Annotated in this window: 16 protein-coding genes; 6 read left to right on the top strand and 10 right to left on the bottom strand. The window is 34.1% G+C overall.

Translation table 11 applies throughout. The annotated features are described in order from the left end of the window. Window positions 1–164: 164 nt before the first annotated feature. Window positions 165–923, top strand: a complete 759-nt coding sequence (yaaA, locus tag OZP15_RS11515) for a peroxide stress protein YaaA (RefSeq protein ID WP_281336166.1) — start codon at window positions 165–167, stop codon at window positions 921–923. 74 nt (window positions 924–997) lie between these two features. Here the strand turns inward: yaaA and OZP15_RS11510 are convergent, their stop codons facing one another. The 4 genes from OZP15_RS11510 to OZP15_RS11495 all read right to left on the bottom strand — a co-directional run bounded on the left by OZP15_RS11510 (window position 998) and on the right by OZP15_RS11495 (window position 5,720). After that, entirely contained in the window at window positions 998–2,587 is a 1,590-nt protein-coding gene (locus tag OZP15_RS11510; protein WP_281336165.1) for an MDR family MFS transporter, read from the bottom strand. 103 nt (window positions 2,588–2,690) lie between these two features. After that, window positions 2,691–3,770 (bottom strand): HlyD family secretion protein, encoded by a 1,080-nt coding sequence (locus OZP15_RS11505; RefSeq protein WP_281336164.1) that lies wholly within the window; start codon window positions 3,768–3,770, stop codon window positions 2,691–2,693. An 8-nt stretch (window positions 3,771–3,778) separates the two neighbouring features. After that, window positions 3,779–5,104, bottom strand: a complete 1,326-nt coding sequence (locus OZP15_RS11500) for a TolC family protein (RefSeq protein ID WP_269225568.1) — start codon at window positions 5,102–5,104, stop codon at window positions 3,779–3,781. Then, the gene (locus tag OZP15_RS11495) at window positions 5,094–5,720 is read right to left on the bottom strand and encodes a TetR/AcrR family transcriptional regulator (protein ID WP_281336163.1); all 627 of its coding nucleotides are present in this window, start codon (window positions 5,718–5,720) and stop codon (window positions 5,094–5,096) included. The genes OZP15_RS11500 and OZP15_RS11495 overlap by 11 nt, the downstream gene beginning before the upstream one ends. A gap of 178 nt (window positions 5,721–5,898) precedes the next feature. Here OZP15_RS11495 and OZP15_RS11490 point away from each other — a divergent pair, with 178 nt between their 5' ends. Further along, complete coding sequence (locus OZP15_RS11490; protein ID WP_281336162.1) at window positions 5,899–6,756, top strand: M48 family metalloprotease; 858 nt, start codon at window positions 5,899–5,901, stop codon at window positions 6,754–6,756. A 49-nt stretch (window positions 6,757–6,805) separates the two neighbouring features. Here OZP15_RS11490 and OZP15_RS11485 read toward each other — a convergent pair whose 3' ends face one another. The 4 genes from OZP15_RS11485 to OZP15_RS11470 all read right to left on the bottom strand — a co-directional run bounded on the left by OZP15_RS11485 (window position 6,806) and on the right by OZP15_RS11470 (window position 11,501). After that, entirely contained in the window at window positions 6,806–7,642 is an 837-nt protein-coding gene (locus OZP15_RS11485; protein WP_269225567.1) for an energy transducer TonB, read from the bottom strand. 277 nt (window positions 7,643–7,919) lie between these two features. Then, on the bottom strand, window positions 7,920–8,687 hold the full coding sequence (locus OZP15_RS11480; RefSeq protein ID WP_281336161.1) for a carboxypeptidase-like regulatory domain-containing protein: 768 nt from the start codon (window positions 8,685–8,687) through the stop codon (window positions 7,920–7,922). 141 nt (window positions 8,688–8,828) lie between these two features. Next, window positions 8,829–10,751: a DEAD/DEAH box helicase gene (locus OZP15_RS11475; RefSeq protein WP_281336160.1), complete on the bottom strand. Its 1,923-nt coding sequence runs from the start codon at window positions 10,749–10,751 to the stop codon at window positions 8,829–8,831. Between the two features lie 174 nt (window positions 10,752–10,925). Beyond that, entirely contained in the window at window positions 10,926–11,501 is a 576-nt protein-coding gene (locus tag OZP15_RS11470) for a non-canonical purine NTP diphosphatase (protein ID WP_269225566.1), read from the bottom strand. Window positions 11,502–11,945: 444 nt separating this feature from the next. Here OZP15_RS11470 and OZP15_RS11465 point away from each other — a divergent pair, with 444 nt between their 5' ends. From OZP15_RS11465 to OZP15_RS11450, 4 genes are all read left to right on the top strand, one after another. Then, entirely contained in the window at window positions 11,946–12,620 is a 675-nt protein-coding gene (locus tag OZP15_RS11465) for a response regulator transcription factor (protein ID WP_281336159.1), read from the top strand. 2 nt (window positions 12,621–12,622) lie between these two features. Then, a complete protein-coding gene (locus OZP15_RS11460) occupies window positions 12,623–14,011 on the top strand; it encodes a HAMP domain-containing sensor histidine kinase (protein ID WP_281336158.1) in 1,389 nt (462 codons plus the stop codon). 79 nt (window positions 14,012–14,090) lie between these two features. After that, window positions 14,091–14,813 carry an adenine nucleotide alpha hydrolase family protein gene (locus OZP15_RS11455; protein ID WP_269225564.1) on the top strand — a complete coding sequence of 241 codons (723 nt, stop codon included), beginning with the start codon at window positions 14,091–14,093 and terminating at the stop codon, window positions 14,811–14,813. Between the two features lie 40 nt (window positions 14,814–14,853). After that, the gene (locus tag OZP15_RS11450; RefSeq protein WP_269225563.1) at window positions 14,854–15,801 is read left to right on the top strand and encodes a bestrophin family protein; all 948 of its coding nucleotides are present in this window, start codon (window positions 14,854–14,856) and stop codon (window positions 15,799–15,801) included. A gap of 114 nt (window positions 15,802–15,915) precedes the next feature. On the opposite strand, the gene OZP15_RS11445 is transcribed toward OZP15_RS11450, so the two are convergent. Continuing rightward, window positions 15,916–16,578: a hypothetical protein gene (locus OZP15_RS11445; protein WP_269225562.1), complete on the bottom strand. Its 663-nt coding sequence runs from the start codon at window positions 16,576–16,578 to the stop codon at window positions 15,916–15,918. Window positions 16,579–16,598: 20 nt separating this feature from the next. Next, window positions 16,599–18,110, bottom strand: coding sequence for an FMN-binding glutamate synthase family protein (locus OZP15_RS11440; protein WP_269225561.1), 1,512 nt, complete (start codon window positions 18,108–18,110; stop codon window positions 16,599–16,601). Between the last annotated feature and the right edge of the window lie 98 nt (window positions 18,111–18,208).

Here is an 18,208-nt window from a genome sequence, read left to right as displayed (position 1 = left end):
AGATGACGCAGATTTTGTCGGATTAAAACGGATTTTCTATCGGTGTGAATCTGTTTTATCCGTTAAAATCTGTGGCTGAAAAATAGGCAAATAAATTCTATTACAATTTTCGTTTTCGGTTTTTCAATTTGTACTTTTGAAACTTTCAAACAAGAACCATAATTATGAAAATCGTTATATCGCCAGCCAAATCGTTAAATTTTGAAAAAGCTTTGCCAACGCCAAACTTTTCGGAATCTTTGTTCCTAAAAGAATCCCGACAAGTGCATAAAGTGTTGAAACAAAAATCCCCAAAGGAACTTTCAGAATTAATGGATATTTCAGACAAACTGGCTGATTTGAATTGGCAGCGCAACAAAGATTGGAAAACACCTTTCACTCCTGAAAATGCACGTCAAGCGGTTTTTGCTTTTGATGGTGATGTTTACACGGGATTGGATGCCTATTCGATTCCAATAGAAAAACTGGACGATTTACAAGACCGTTTGCGAATCTTATCGGGTTTGTACGGACTCCTGAAACCATTGGATTTAATGCAAGCCTATCGTTTGGAAATGGGAACCAAATTACCCATTGGCGAAAGCAAAAACTTATACGATTTTTGGAAACCTATTATTGCGAAAGCCTTAAATAAAGAACTTCAAAAAGGGGAGTTATTCGTGAATTTGGCGAGCAACGAATATTTCTCGGCTGTGGATGTAAAAGCCTTGAAAGTTCCTGTTATCACTCCAGAATTCAAGGATTATAAAGACGGAAAATTAAAGATAATCAGTTTCTTTGCCAAGAAGGCGAGAGGATTGATGGTGCGTTACATCATTGATACCAATGCCGAAACCATTGATGATTTGAAAGGGTTCAATTATGAAGGCTATCAATTTGATGCGAATTTATCTGAAGGGAATCAGTTGGTTTTTACAAGATAGATAAAAAACACCGCAGATTCGCAGATTTAAAATTAATAATCTGCGAATCTGCGGTTTTAGTTTTTACAAAAATCTTAATGCATCGCATCAGCAGGGTTGATTTTGTTTTTCCCTCTTTTAATGAAAAGAATAATTGGAATACATAATAAAAACAAAATTCCTAAATAAAGAAAAATATCCATATAAGCCAGTACCGTACTTTGTTTTTGCACTGAATAATCCAACACTTGATAGGCTTTTTGCAAGGATTCGTTACTGCTAAAACCTTTTGACATAAAACCTCTTTGCAAGGCAACAATGCGCTGTTGTACTTCGTATTTGCTTGGGTCTAAATAGGAAACCAGATTTACTCGGTGTTCCTGACTCCAGCGGGTGATGAATGTGGTAATGATAGCAATACCAAACGAACCTCCCAATTGGCGCATCATTCCTGTAAAAGCCGCACCTTCTCCAATATGTTTTCCTTTTAAGGTCGAAAGAGAGAGCGTGGTTATGGGTACAAAAAGCAATCCCAATCCGATTCCTCTTAAAATCAACGGCCAAAATAAATGTTCTGTTCCAGTATCGGGAGTCATATTATTGTGCATAATCAGGGTAAAGAAGAAAAAGATTAAAAATCCAACACCTACCATATAACCTTGCGGCACTCCTTTTTGAATCAGATTTCCTACTATTGGCATCATCAAAGCGGTTGTTATCGAACCTGGAATTAGTAATAATCCCGCATCTGTCGCCGTCCAACCTAAAACAGATTGCGTGTAAATTGGGATAATCAATGTAGAACCATACAATCCGAAACCAAGAATGAAACACATAACAGTTCCGATTCGGAGATTTCCGTCTTTTAAAACACTTAAATTGACAATCGGATGTTTATACGTAAGTTCTCTCCAGATGAAAAGAATTAGACCGAAGATACTTGCCACACTTAAACCCGTAATCAGATTGTCGTTAAACCAATCGTCTTGTTGTCCGTGTTCTAAAACAAATTGTAACGAACCAATGAAGGTTGCCAATAATACAATTCCCCACCAATCGACCTGATTGGCTTTTAGTTTTTCGCCATATTTTGGACTTCTTACGAAAGAAATAGCTAAAATAGTAGCAATAATTCCCAACGGAATATTGATGTAAAAAATATAAGGCCAAGAATAATGATCGACCAAATAACCTCCTAATGGCGGCCCTAATGTTGGTCCTACAATTACACCCATTCCGTAGATAGCTTGTGCCATTCCACGTTTGGCTACTGGATAACTTTCTGTGATAATGGTTTGAGCGGTTACCAATAAAGCACCACCACCAATACCCTGAACGAATCGAAAGGCTACTAATTCCCATATATTACTGGCATTTCCACACAAAAAGGAACATACCGTAAAAAGAATAATCGAGGCTACAAAGTAATTACGTCTTCCAAATTGTTGCGATAACCAGCTCGTCATTGGAATTACAATAACATTCGCAATGGCGTAAGCGGTAATTACCCAAGCCACATCGGTTAAGGTCGCACCAAGGCTGCCTCGCATATCTGTCAAAGCTACGTTTACAATGGTCGTATCAACGATTTCTAATAGCGCACAAAGTACCGCCGTAATCGTAATAATGACACGTCTGAATCCGTATTCTACTAAATCGTCGTCTGCTGCTTGTACTTTTGTCATTTTATAAAATTTAATTTAGTAATTAGTGATTAGTAAAGAGTGATTAGCTTAATTAAGGGCTAATTACTAAAAGCTATTCACTAATCACTGAACAGTTTGCAGTCTACTTCAAATGTACATCTACTTCAACGTTCATTCCTGGGCGCAATAATTTTACTTTTTCAGCATCATTTGTTGGGTCTAAACTAATTTTTACGGGTAATCTTTGAATCGTTTTCACGAAGTTTCCAGTAGCGTTATCTGGTGGTAACAAAGAAAAACGTGAACCAGTTGCCGGAGAAAAAGAAGTAAGTGTTCCTTTAAATTCATAATCAGGATAAGCATCTACTTGCAAACTTACTTTTTGACCCACAATCATTTTGTCCAATTGCGTTTCTTTGAAATTCGCTACCACCCAAGCTTCATTATTATTGATGATGTAAAACAAGGATTGACCTGCTTGGACCAATTGTCCTGGTTGAATATCCACTTTAGAAACCTGACCGTCAATAGCGGCTGTAACTACAGTGTAAGTAAGGTTTAATTTTGCAACGTCTAATAATGATTTCGCTTTTTTGATATTGGCAGCAGCGACTTCCGTTTGTTTGTCAGAAACTTTAGATTTCGATTGAATTACCGATTTTTGATACGAACTCGCTCTTTGTTGTTGTTCCAAAACGCGAACTTGACTTTCGGCTTCTTCTTTTGCAGCCAAAGCTTGTTCGTATTGTTGTTTAGTGATCGTATGTGTTTTGTACAAATTATTGTAACGGTTGTAATCGCTGGTAATTTGTCTCAATCTGATTTTAGCACTTTCGATAGAACTACCTGCTGATTTTACATTGGCATCCGAAACAGAAATGTTTGCATAAGCACTTCCAATATCGGCTTTTGCAGCTTCAAATTGACTTTCTGCTCCCAATAAAGCAGCATTGGCTTCATCAATTTTCAATTGAAAATCTCTTTGGTCAATAGTGAATAAAGTATCTCCTTTTTTTACAAAATCATTGTCTTTTACATAAACCTTGCTGATATATCCTGCAACTCTCGGAATAATCGGGTTCATTTTTTTCTCTATTTGAGCATCATCCGTTTCTTCGTGAGAAATAGAGTGGATGTATTTTGAAACTCCGTATGTTCCCAGTACTAAAACTAGGACTGTGATTATGATGATGAATTTGGTATTTGTTTTTTTCTTTTCCATGGTGGCTATTATTGTATTTTAGAAAGATTGAATGATTGTGCTATTTGTCCTGTTGCCGAAAGTAATTCGTAGTATTTTAGAATGATGTTTGCTTTAGATACCGCTGTGTTTATTTTAGCCGAAAGATTCTCCACATCGGCTTCAACTAAATCATTAGTGTCAGATAATCCGTTGTCAAATTTGTCTTTTACGATTCGGAAGTTTTCCGCAGTTTGCTGAACCGCTTCGTTGTAAACTACATTTTGATTGATGGCTAAATCATAATCTTCCAGTGCTTTCTGAACTTCGTTTTTGATGCGGTCGTTTAAAATAGCTTCCGAATTTTTGACTTCCAATGCTTGACTTTCTGCTACTTTTACGTGTGCTTTGTTTTTTAGAATTCCACCTAAATCGTATGACAATCCTACTCCAAAATTCATTGCATATTTCACAGTAACAATTTCTTTTAAATCCAATGCAGTAAAACCACCCAATAATGAAATCGAAGGGTAATAGGCTGCTTTTGCTATTTTGATATTGGCTTCACTGGCTTTTTGATGGAAATGAATAGCTTCTAAATCTTTTCTGTTTTCTAATGCTACGGCATCTGATTTGGGTGCATTATCTGTTTTTAAAGTAAAAAAATCACTTTCGTTAACAGCTAGTTTTGTGCCTGAATCTAATTTTAATAAAGTCGTCAAATAGAAATTAATGTTATTCAGATTGTTGTTCGCTTCATCAATAGACAATTGTGTTTTAGAAACCAATAATTGGGCTTTCAATAAATCATTTCTCGGAATAATGCCATTTTTTTCTAATTCGATAAAATCGGTTACACGCTGTTTGGCACTTTTTTGATTTTCTTTTAGTAAATCCAAAGTTTTTTGCGCCTTGTACAAAGCGGTGTAATAAGTCACCACTCGCATTGTAATTTCTTCTTTTGTTTGGGCAGCATTCGCATTTTCGGCTTGGTATAAATTATCCGATAATTTAATGCTATTTTGGATTTTGAATCCTGAAAACAAAGGCAAACTAGCCGTTGCCTGTGCCAACATTAATTGTTCTGGAGCGGGAAGTGGTGCTGCATCAGGATCACTATTTGCTATTGTTACCGAAGCTTTTGTCAAACGCTGGTATTGACCAGAAATTTTAAAATCGGGATATTGGTTGTTTTTTACCGTTTGCAACTCGTATTTTTTTGTGTTTACCTTGGTGTCGGCAAGGCTTACTTCGTAGCTTTTTGTCCAAGCCAACTGAACGGCTTCATCGAGAGTTAAACTCTTTTTCTCCTGCGCTGATACTACTGTTATTCCAATTAAAGAAATACCAAAGAGTATTAATTGTTTAATGTTCATATATCAAAAGTGCTTTTATGGTTTGTTGAATGTGTTTTATTAAATCAGTCTTCACATAATTGGTGTAAGCTTCTTCGGTTTTTAGGTTTAATAAATCTTCAAAAAAAGGTTTGTTCATCTGAAAATGAAAAAAAGTTCCTAGAATTGTTGGCGTTATCAAAGGGATAATCACATCTTTTCTAAAAACCCCTTTGGCTTGCCCTTCTTTGATAATCAGTTCCAAAGACCTTAAATTCGACTTTTTTATTTCGGTAAAAGATTCCAATTCCAAAACCCTTTTTTTGGATGCTAATTCAAAATGTAGAATGCGATAAATTCCTCTGTTGCAGTTGAGTCTATTGACATAAAGGTCAATTAGCTTGTTTATTTTTTCGATAGGTTCCAGTTTTTCATCTATCAAATTCACTAATAATTCTTTTAGACCAGAAGTTTTATATAAGACTAAAGATTCTAATAATTTTTCTTTGCTTCCAAAATAATAGGAAACCATAGCTACGTTGATATTGGCTTCTTTCGAAATATCCCTAATCGAAGTGCCATCAAAACCTTTCTCTGCAAAGAGTGATTCGGCTACTTCCAGAATTTGAATTTGTTTGTCGTTTAAATCGTTTTCCACTGTTTTTAATTTAATGAGACAAAATTAAACAACTGTTTAAATTAAACAACTGTTTAATTTTTGTTTAACCTTTATTTAACAACTTGGGAACATTGATTTTTATGATGAAATTGCATTTGATTAGGATGAAATCTATACTTAATACTATCTTTGTCGCTTATAAATTAAAATTTAAAAGATGAAGAAAGATTCCTTATTTTTAGTTGTTTTATTTACTTTTTTAGGCTTTTCGGGAGTTAATGCACAAATTAATTTTGGCGAAAAAGCGTTAGGTGCAGTTCAAAAAGGCTATGCTGGTTTGACTTTTACAAATGAACAAGCAGCAGCATTATCTAAAGAAGCGGTTGTAAAAATGGATACCGAGCACACTATTGCTGGTCCAAAAGATCCCTACACAATTAGATTGAACAAGATTTTTGGAAAACATACCAATGTGAATGGTTTGGTTATAAATTATAAAATTTATGTGATTAAAGAAGTAAATGCTTTTGCCACAGCCGATGGAAGTGTTAGGGTTTATACTGGATTGATGGACGTGATGGATGACAATGAATTGCTGGTAGTGATAGGTCACGAAATAGGTCATGTTGTCAATAACGATTCAAGAGATGCCATAAAAGCAGCTTACCAAAAAGCAGCCTTAATTGATGCTGCAGCCTCACAATCAAACGCTATTGCTACAATAACGGACAGCCAATTGGGAAAAATAGGTAGTGCTATGATTGATAGTAAACACAGTCGCAAGCAGGAATCAGAAGCAGATGATTTTGCTTATGATTTTATGAAGAAAAATGGCTATAATGTCAATGCGGTAGAATCAGCTTTTGCTATTTTAGCTAAAATGAGCGAAGGAACTCAAAGTGATTTTTTAACTCGAATGATGAGTTCACATCCTGATCCGAAAGTACGATCTGAAAATGCTAAAAACAGAGCTGTAAAAGAAGGATTGTATAAGCCATATATCCATAAAATGCCAACAGTAACTCCTGTAAAAAAGACCACTACCAAAAAAACGACTACTACGAAAAAGAAATAAGTTTTTTAAAACATAAAAAAAGCAGAACTTTTGGGTTCTGCTTTTTTGTTTATTGCATTTGTATTGAAATCGGAAGATTATATGCGGTTCGAACAGGTTTTGAATTGATGATTCCTGGAGTCCATTTGGTTTTTAAGGATTTCAAAACACGAACAGCTTCTCTGCCTAGTCCATAACCAGGGTCTCTATTGACTTTGATATCAGTCATAGTACCATCTTTTTCGATAACAAACGATACATAAATTTTAATGATATTAGAAGCATCAATTTCTGGTTTTTCAAAATTGTTGCTCACATATTTATAGAATTTTTCCATTCCGCCCGGAAATTGAGGCATCTTGTCTAAAATAGAAGTGCCAACGATTGAAGTTCCATAATCCACCTCGGGAGTAACTCCAGTTCCAGATCCAGCTCCTGAACCATATCCATCTAAAGTGGTTGAATTTCCCATACCTATGCTTTCTGAACTGTTGTTTGTGGTGTTTTTTATTTCAGTAGTAACGGGTATCTCGGGCGTAGCTTCATTTGGATTTACGATAATCGGATTTCTGAAAATCTCTTGTTTTACAGGTATTTCGGTAATGTTTTGTGTTGGTGCTTGCGAAGATGCAGCTTCGGTTTTTGGTTCTGGAGTAACAAGAATATCGGTTACTTTGATAGGTTCTGACCATTCAGGAATTAAATCAACAGGAGCAGTATCTGATTTGAAATGACTGGCAACTGTAGAAATGACTCCAATAGAAGCGACAAATAATAATCCCATAAATAGGGCAGTCAATGAGGATTTTACACTGTCACGGCGCATTTGGTAAGCACCATATTCTTTGTTTTTGTTTTCGAAAACAAGGTCAATCCAACGAGTTTCGTAAATACTTAATCTAGACATAATTCAAGGTTTTATTGGTTAAAGTATTTGTCAAGTCATAAGCAGGGTTGTTTGAACATACAACGTAAAAGATATTCAGTTTAATATATAAAACGATGATTATTTTTAAAATATTTTAACAAGAATAAAGAAAGTCTTTGTTTTCGGGGAGTTTTATGTATGTAGTTTTAAAAAGGATATTGTTTTAAATAAAAAATCTCTAACTATCATTTGATAATTAGAGATTTTAAGAGTATTTAATTTCAGTTATGATTATCCTTTCATTCTGAAAAAAAAATTATTTTTTCTTCAAAATTTTATATTCTTCATAACAGCCACTTATGGCGTCAAGTATTTGAAGGTCGTTAGCTGTTTTTACAAAAGATTCCGAGTAGTTACAACGAGCTAGTATTTCGGCAATTTCTTTTTTGTCGATACCTAAAAGAACTGAAATAGTTTCACGATCGTATTTAGTTTCCAGAAGGTTACGGACGGTATCGTCTTTTTTCATTTCTTTCAAACGCTTGAGTTCATTGGGCTTTTTACCAAAAAAATTATAAAGTTTGTCGGCGGGATTAAAAATAGCACCCATTACTTTGCCAAAAGCTCCAGGTGAAGTATCACCTGTTTCATAACCTTCGGTCAATCCGTTTATGCTGTAACGGTAATTTTCTTTAACTGGAATTAATTTAGAATCTACTTCGAGATAGCCTGTTAAATTATAGCCGCCAACAATTACTTCTTCAAGGGCGTATGCTTTTTCGGTTAGTTGAATGGTAGTCGATTTAGTTCTTACCCAGTCATTAGTAACTCTAATTCTCAAGGATTGAAATCCAATACAAGTAATGTGTAATGTGTCATTTACAGATACTGCAAGTGTAAAATTCCCTCTATCATCAGTAGTTGTTCCTCTAACTTTGTTGATGTTAATAATATTAACGTTGGGCAAAGGGAATTTGGTATTGTCATTAAGAATGGTTCCCGTAACGGTTTGAGCCGCATCAATAGCTTGAGAAAAGACTGTTGAGGTAAGTATTAAAAAAAAAGAAACTACAAGATATTTCATAAACAGATTTAAAACTTTAAAAGTAATAAATAGGTATGAAATATAATGTAGTTTCAATATAATTATAAGAAAATTAACAGTAGATATAATAATTGCAAACTAGAATTCTAAAATCTGCAACCTAAAATCTACAATTTTTTTCTAGCTTCTTCTTGGTCTTCTTTCTCTTGGAGCATCTCCAAAGCTTTCAGAACGTCTGGCAGGTCTTTCTGATGAACCACCCTCACGTCTTGGGGCTCTTTCTGAAAAACCACCAGTTCTTGGAGCTGAATTGCTTCTTGGTCCAAAACCTCCTTCACGAGGAGCTGAATTTCTGTCGCTTCTAAATCCACCACCAGAACCTTCACGTCTTGGAGCAAAACTTCCTTCTCTTCTTGGTCCCGAACTTCTTCCGCCACCAAAACCTCCAGAGTTTCTTCCGTTATGATCACGTCTTCCGCCACCATCGTTTTTAGAAATTTCAACATTGATACGACGTCCTTCTAATTGTACGTTGTTCAATACTTCCATTACTTTATCTGTGTGTTCAGGATCAGTGTTAAAGAAAGAGAAACCTTCTTTTACATCTACTTTGAAAACATCATCACGACCTAGGTCTAAAGTTTCTTTCAAGTAATCTTTCAATGACATCCAGTCGAAATTATCTCTAGAACCAATGTTTACAAAATATCTTACAGCACCACCATTGTTATTTTCTCTTGGGGCTCCGTCTCTATCATCACGCTCACGTCTGTCAGATGATTGATTAGATATGTCTCTGTTTTTCTTGTAATAATTGATAAAACGGTTAAATTCTACTGAAACCATTTTCTTAATCAATTCTTCTTTTGTCAAACCTTCTAACACATTATTGATAGCTGGCAAGTAGTTGTCAATTTCGTGATCTACTTCTGTGTCTTTAATTTTTGTTGCTAGGTGTAACAATTGGATTTCGCAGATTTCAATTCCAGAAGGGATTGTTTTTTCTTCGAATTTTTGTTTGATGATTCTTTCGATTGAAGAAATCTTACGGATCTCACTTTTGGTTACAATAACTATAGAAGTTCCTAATTTCCCAGCACGACCCGTACGGCCTGAACGGTGATTGTAGGTTTCTATTTCGTCAGGCAATTGATAGTTTACTACGTGAGTAACATTGTCAACGTCAATTCCACGAGCAGCAACATCAGTAGCCACAAGCATTTGAATTTGACGACCTCTAAACGATTTCATAACGCCATCACGTTGCGCTTGAGATAAATCTCCGTGCAATGCAGCAGCACTGTATCCGTCTTCGATTAATTTCTCTGCAACTGCTTGTGTATCACGTTTGGTTCTACAAAAAACAACCGAGAAAATGTCTGGATTAGCATCTGCCAATCTTTTCAAAGCTTCGTAACGGTCACGAGCATTTACCAAGTAAAATTCGTGAGAAACTGTTGCTGAACCTGAATTTTTAGTTCCAACTGTAATCTCTAATGGATTGGTCATGAATTGTTTTCCAATTCTGGCTACTTCTGCAGGCATGGTAGCCGAGAATAACCATGTGTTTTTTTCGTCTGGCGTGGTTGACAAGATGTTTACGATGTCTTCATAGAAGCCCATGTTCAACATTTCGTCTGCCTCGTCAAGAATACAGTAATTAATTTGAGAAATGTTTACCAATCCTCTGTTAATCATGTCTTGCATTCTACCTGGAGTAGCCACAATAATTTGCGCACCTCTTTTGATGTCTCTAGCCTGTTCTGTAATACTCGCACCACCATAAACAGCCACTACGTTAATACCTTTTTCGTATTTAGAGTAGTTTTTAAGTTCATTTGTAATTTGCAAACAAAGTTCGCGGGTAGGTGATAAGATTAACGCCTGTGTATTTCTGTTGTCGGCATCAATTTTTTGAATGACTGGAAAACCAAAAGCTGCTGTTTTCCCTGTCCCTGTTTGAGCCAACGCAACTAAATCTGTGTCTTGTTCCAATAATAGGGGAATCGCTTTCTCCTGTACTTCGGTCGGATTCTCAAATCCTAGATCGATAATCGCACGTTGTAGCGATTCACTCAATCCTAATTGTTCAAATTTATTCATATATGTTTTTAAAATTTGGTGCAAAAGTACACTTAAAAAACCATATAATCTAATGGAAAATTCAGATTTAAGATTTTATTGTTATTTGATAATCAGAATTTTAGATTTAGGATTTTAGATTTTAGATTTCGTTTTTCAGATTTAAGAGTTAAATCTTCCTTACAAATTTGAATTTTATTTAATTTTTAAAAAGTAAATTAACTGCTCTGTTGCTTTACCACGGTGGCTAATTCCTCCTTTTTCTTCTAAAGAAAGTTGTGCAAAAGTTTTTGAAAATCCTTCTGGTTGAAAGATAGGATCGTATCCAAAACCTTGATTTCCTGTTTTTTCTAAAGTGATTTCGCCACGAGCTATTCCTGTAAAAAGATGTTGTTTTCCGTTTAGATTTAAGGCAATAACAGTTTTGAATTGAGCATTTCTATTTGGTTTATTGGATAAAGCGTTTAATAACTTATTCATATTATCATCAGCATTTCTTTGTTCGCCAGCATAACGAGCTGAATAAACGCCTGGTTCACCGTTTAGTGCTTCGACTTCTAGTCCAGTGTCATCGGCAAAACAATCGTAACCGTATTTTTCACTGATATAATTGGCTTTTAAAATCGCATTTCCTTCTATGGTATCTGCTGTTTCTGGAATTTCTTCAAAACAACCAATGCTTTCTAAACTAATAATTTCGATAGTAGCAGGAAGCATTTGTTGTACTTCGAGGATTTTATTTTTGTTGTTAGTAGCAAAAACGAGTTTCATTTTTTTTGATTTTATAAAATAATGGCAAAGATACAATGTTTTGAAATGCTAATTTTTATTTGTTAAACAATAGTTAAATCATTATTTTTCAGAACATTAAAGTTTTTTTAATTGTATATTTGAGTATGATTTTGATTCGTTACTTAAGATGTTAGACTATAAAAAGAAAAGGGTTCATTACTCAATTTTAAATGAAGGTAAAGTTGATGATGATAAATCAAAATCATAATGAGAGGGCTATAAAAAGCCCTCTTTTTTTGGATAGCGGTTAAAAAGTAGCGGTAATTTTATTCGATTGTGTTGTTTTTATTTTTCTCTCCTCTCGATTTAATACCTTTTTATTTCAAAATAAACAGTTCTTAATTAAATCATAATTCTTTCTAATCTCCTTCTAGATTTTAATTTCAATTAGTAGTTTTGTTAAATACACATTTTTTTTCTCAAATGAAGTTACTAATTGTAGAGGACGAGCCTAATCTTTTATCCATTTTGCGGAAAGGATTTGCCGAGAATAACAACGAAGTAAGTGTTGCGCTTGACGGTACTACAGCTCTAGAAATGATTCACAATTATACTTTTGATGTGGTTATTTTGGATGTAATGTTGCCCGACATCAACGGAATCGAAATTTGCAGAAGGTTGAGAGCTAGCAAAAATTTTGTTCCTGTTTTATTGCTTACTGCTTTGGGAACTTCAGAGAATATTGTAACAGGTTTGAACGCCGGGGCGGATGATTATTTGGTAAAACCCTTTAAATTTGGAGAACTTGATGCTAGAGTAAATGCTCTAAATCGCAGAGCCAGTCAAGAAATCGAGAAAATAGATTCCATTAGCATTGGTGATTTAGAAATTAATGCTCGAGCAAAAACGGTCAAAAGAGCTGGGGAGTCAATCGTTTTAACCGCCAAAGAATTCAAATTACTCTATTATTTGGCAAAAAATAAAGGTAGAATAGTATCTCGGGATCAAATTTTAGACAATGTTTGGGATATAAATTTTGATATGAATACCAATGTGGTTGATGTTTATATTACCTATTTACGAAAAAAAATTGATAAACCTTTCAATACGAAACTCATTCATACGATGAAAGGTTTGGGTTATGTTATTAAATCTTAAAAATGGATATTAGAAAAAAAATAACGGTTACTTATGTAGCACTTTCTTGCTTTAGTACGTTGTTATTAAGTGTTATAGTATTTGTTTTGTTTAGAGAAAATAATCGATATCATTTTTTGAAAAGACTTGACGATCGATCTAAAATTGTAGCTTCTATTCACTTTCAGTATGATCCTGAAAAAATAAAATATTACAGTAATTTAAAGAAAAACGGTTTAGAAGAACTAATTGAAGAAGAAGAATATGTTCTTAAAATAAACAGTGCCAATAGTTTTGATTATAACACTAAATTAAATCTTCCAAATGAGTTTTATTCTAATATTTTAAAAACAGGAAAAGATTATTTTGAAGTTAACAGCAAGTACTATTTAGGTCAGGTTTTTACAGAAGGGAATCAAAAATATATTGTAATTGTTGGTGCACGTGACCGAAGAGGAAAAACAACAACCGTTTACATCGTGAAAATATTATTCTTTGGTGGTATCGGATTCATAGTACTGGCTTTCTTTTTAGGTCGCTTTTTAGCAAAACGAGTCATTAATCCTGTAGCGAGAATCACTAATGAGGTAAAAAGAATTAGTGCTTCCAACCTCCATAACCGACTTCCAGAGCTTAAGAATTCTGATGAAATATCCGATCTAACGGCTACTTTTAATAATATGTTGGATCGTTTGGAAACTTCATTCGAAATTCAGGCTAATTTTATAAATAATGCTTCACACGAACTCAAAACGCCAATTACCACCATTATTGCCGAGGCTGAAATTATGCTTCTCAAAGAAAGACCTGTGCCAGAATACGTGCAGTCTTTAGAGAATATTTACAGTCAGGCATCACGATTAGGAAATCTTACCGAGAGTTTGTTGAAGCTAACCCAAACTGGTTATGACGGCAAAAAACAAGTGCTGGATATTGCCAGAATTGATGAACTATTGATGGATGTAAAATCCGATATTGATAAATTATTCCCTAATAATAGAGTGAGTGTCAAACTTAACTTTGCTCCACAGGATTCTAATTTACTATTAATTCCATGCAACAAACCTTTACTGGAATTAGCTATTAATAATATCATTGCTAATGGTGTGAAATATTCCGATAATAATGAGGTGTTTGTGTCATTATCCGCTAATCAGGACCAAATTAAAATTTCAATAAACGATATCGGAATAGGAATTCCACCCGAGGATATTCCACATTTATATGAGCCTTTCTTTAGAGGAAAAATTGCTGCAAAATATATAGGTTACGGTTTGGGATTGCCTTTGGCGATGAAAATTATCCGAATGCACGACGGAGAACTACAAGTGCAATCTGAAGAAAACAAAGGAACTATCGTTACTATTGTTTTCAAGAAATCTAACATTAAAAATTCTAATGTTGAATCTTAAGAAAATCTAATCTTAAATTAAGACTCTTCTAATATTCAGGAAGTTACTTTGTAAGTATAAACTAAATCATTTTATGCTTATGAAAAATTTTTTAATTCCTACGACCTTAAAAAGCGATACGATTTTTGCTGTACAATCTGCTATTAATCAAGCGAAAGATTATAAGTCTGAAATTATTTTAATGCTAGTTTCCGATACTCCTGATACTTTTTCATCTTCTCATTTTTTGCGTGAAATGAAATCAGGACTAACTCCAAATCAAGAGGATGTTTTAGACCAATGCCGAGCCATTATAAGTAATACAGACAACTGTAAAATAAAAGTACACCATCAATACGGTCTTTCATCTCCAATTTTCAGAAGAATTATCGAAGCCTTTGATATAAAGTTATTGATTTTGCCTCATTCCTATAAACAAGAAACCAAAAGAATTCATCAATATTTAGTGCAATTGGCGGGCAATCAAAAATGTCCTATTCTGCATTTGGGCAACGAACCTATCAAAGAAGATTGTAACAAAGCACTTTATATTGAAAATGCTACTGCCAATGCGCATGTGAAAGATATTCAACAGTTTTTAGACAAGAATTTTTCTTTTGAAATCGTAGGTCAAACGTCCAACTACCAAAACAATTTTGAAGAAGTTGCGCCTCATATTAACGAAGCCATCTCTAAATATGATATCGATTTACTTATTCAAACCCGTAAAGGCGAAAAAATCAAATTCAAAAAGAAAAAGAAAGAAGAAATCAATGAACTTTTAGGACTTCCTGTTTTATCACTCTACGAAGAATTTGCCTGAACATTTTTTTCAAGACGAACTGTAATCTAAAATTAAAAAGATGTTATTAAAGAAAAGAATTCCCATTAAATATGTTCTCGGAAAAATTAAGGTAGAGCTGGCTCTTGTATTAGCTTATACTATAATATTCGAAATTTTTCATCATTATTTCATCAACCTTCCAGTTGATATTCCAATAGCGATTCCAACCATGATTGGAACCATTATTTCATTATTATTGGCTTTCAAATCCAATCAGGCCTATGACCGTTGGTGGGAAGCACGAATTGTTTGGGGTGCGATTGTAAATGATTCTCGAACCTTAATTCGTCAAGTAATGACTTTCTATAAAGATCCAGATTTTTCTGTTGAAGCCAATGACTTTAAAGAAACTTTTACTAAAAGACAAATAGCTTGGTGTTATAGTTTGGGGCAATCCCTTCGGAAAAAAGATGCGATAAAACCGCTCAAAGAGTTTATGAGCGAAGAGGAAATTAAATATGTTAAGAATCATCAAAACGTGCCTAATGCTATTTTAATTTTGCATGCTCGCGATCTTCGAAATGCTCGAAATGATAAACGAATCAATATGTATCAGCAAGTAGAAATTGACAATACAATCTCCAGATTGTGTGATCACATGGGGAAATGCGAAAGAATTAAAAACACGATTTTTCCAACAACCTATAGTTTGTACATCCGATTGACTTTGTGTTTGTTTATTTTATTATTGCCTTTTGGATTAACAAGTGTCTTGAGCTGGTTCGCTATTCCGTTGATTACAGCCATTTCGGCAGCTTTCGTTTTAATTGAGAAAATGGCAATTCATTTGCAAGATCCTTTCGAAAACAGACCAACCGATACGCCTGTTACCGCAATTGCCAATACGATTGAAAAAAATCTAATGCAAATGGTCAACGAATACCGAAGTGAGTATTCTTTTGATACTGAATTGGAGAATAAAAAAGACACAAAAGTAGTAGAGAACGATCATTATTTTGTGTTGTAAAATGTAAAAAGGTTAAGTTGATAAAAAATTCAACTTAACCTTTTTTTGTGGAAATAGCTCTTGTATAAAACAACTTTCTATTAAGTCAATTATCTAAAATCGATGTTGTAAATTTTAATTGCTGGCTTTTATTCTTTTCTTTAGTTCAGATTTAGCTTGTTCTAAATCAATAGACATTTCATTTTCAATTTCTTTTATTAACTTTTTGCCATATTGCCATAAAAATTTATCAATATCATAATTTGAGAATTTTTCCAAACCTAAATCTATTTTAAATTTTTCAAATCTTGCATAAAACTCTATGAAATTACTTGGGTTTTCAAATGAAATCTTTTCGTTATTTTTTTGACCTAAATATCCATTCATGATAATCCAAATATAACTATCATAAATTGGAGTTTCAAAATTGCTTAAAAAATGAACGTATTTAGATGAAAAAGATAAGTTATTCCGTTCAAAACATTTTCCTTTTTCATTTGTCCAATTAACTTTAGATATTTTATCTACAAATACAATATATTCAGTTATTGTATTTGGATTTGATTCAGAGTTAGTGATTTTAATTATTTGGTCAACAACTGGATTTATATTAACTATTGCTGTTGAGTAAATTTTATTTAAGGATGCAACTTTTATTAAAACATTGAATTTGTTTTTATCATCATTAAATGTTTTAAATAATTTAATAAGATTTTGATCAAGTTCGTTACCTTCTTCAACTGAATATAATTTGAGAATTTCAGCGATGAATTCTTCCGTTGGTTTTTTTAGTTTCATTTTTATAAACTTGAAGATAACTACCGTGTACTACTCACATTCGATAAATTATTCGGAAAATACAAATTAGATAATTCACTAAATTCATCCCCACGCATAAAGATATTGATATCCGCATCGGCGAAACTCGTTTTTCCAGCTGCGGCTAATAATTCGTTGGCAGCGTGCAAAGTGTTTTTATGAAAATGATACACGCGTTCCGATTTGTCGCTTACCACCAAGCCTTTCATCAACATTTTATCTTGAGTCGCTACACCAGTAGGACATTGATTGTTGTGGCAACGCAACGCCTGAATGCACCCCAGCGAAAACAGAAATCCTCTGGCAGAATTACACATATCTGCCCCCAACGCAATGGCGTGCAAAATAGAATAACCCGAAATGATTTTTCCGCTACCAATGATTCTTATTTTATCTCGAATATTCAAATTGACCAATGTTTTATTGACAAAAATCAAGGCAGGTTCAAAAGGCATTCCTACACCGTCTGAAAATTCTAGAGGCGCAGCACCTGTTCCGCCTTCGGCACCATCTACGGTGATAAAATCAGGATAGCAATCAGCAGCAATCATTTCGTGGCAAATCGCTTCGAATTCATTGGTTTGACCAATGCAAAGTTTGAATCCAATAGGTTTTCCGTTAGACAATTGGCGTAAGCGATCAATAAATTCAACTAATCCTTTAGCATCTGAAAAAGCACTATGACAAGGAGGCGAAAGGATAGTTGTATGCGGTTGTACACCTCTTATTTTGGCAATTTGCTCTGTGTTTTTAGCTGCTGGTAAAACGCCTCCGTGACCTGGTTTTGCACCTTGAGAGAGTTTAATTTCAATCATTTTCACCTCGGGAAGATTCGCTTTTTCTGCAAACTTTCCGCCATCAAAACTACCTCGGTCATCACGACAACCAAAATATCCTGTTCCTATTTGCCAAGTAATATCAGCACCATTTTGATGAAATTCGGTCAAACCACCTTCGCCTGTATTGTGATAAAACTTGCCTCTTTGCGCTCCTTTATTCAGAGCAACAATTGCGTTTTCACTCAAAGACCCAAAACTCATCGCTGAAATATTCAATAAAGAAGCTGAATACGGTTGTTTACAAGCTGGTCCACCCACTAAAACACGAGGTAATTCTTCATTTACTGCTGCGGGAAACATCGAGTGTTTGATACCTTCGTAATTGGTATGATTCAAGTCCAACTGTGTTCCAAATGGAGTATTGGAATCAATGTTTTTTGCTCTTTGATACACTAAAGAACGTTGGTTTCTGGAAAAAGGTTTTCCATCTGTAGAGCGTTCGATAAAATATTGCTGAATTTCTGGTGAAATACTTTCAAAAATGTATCTAAAATAGCCAATAATGGGAAAATTTCGGAGTATGGTGTGCTTTTTTTGAATGGTATTGTAAAATCCAATTCCGATGAAAGTAACCATTACTACAGAAAACAAATAGGCTGTTTGCATGTAGTAATTGAAAAATAAGGATATGGCTAATAATGAAATTCCAACAACGAAAATTTGTTTTCTCATTTAATAATTAATTTAAGTGGTATCAAGGTTTTTTACTTTAAAAAAAGCACGATTCCCGCAAATTTACACGAAAAAGAATCTTTTTGATGAAACAAATT

The sequence above is a fragment of the Flavobacterium eburneipallidum genome (genome assembly GCF_027111355.2).
GTDB classification, from domain to species: domain Bacteria; phylum Bacteroidota; class Bacteroidia; order Flavobacteriales; family Flavobacteriaceae; genus Flavobacterium; species Flavobacterium eburneipallidum.
This window is presented reverse-complemented; position numbering and strand designations above follow the sequence as displayed.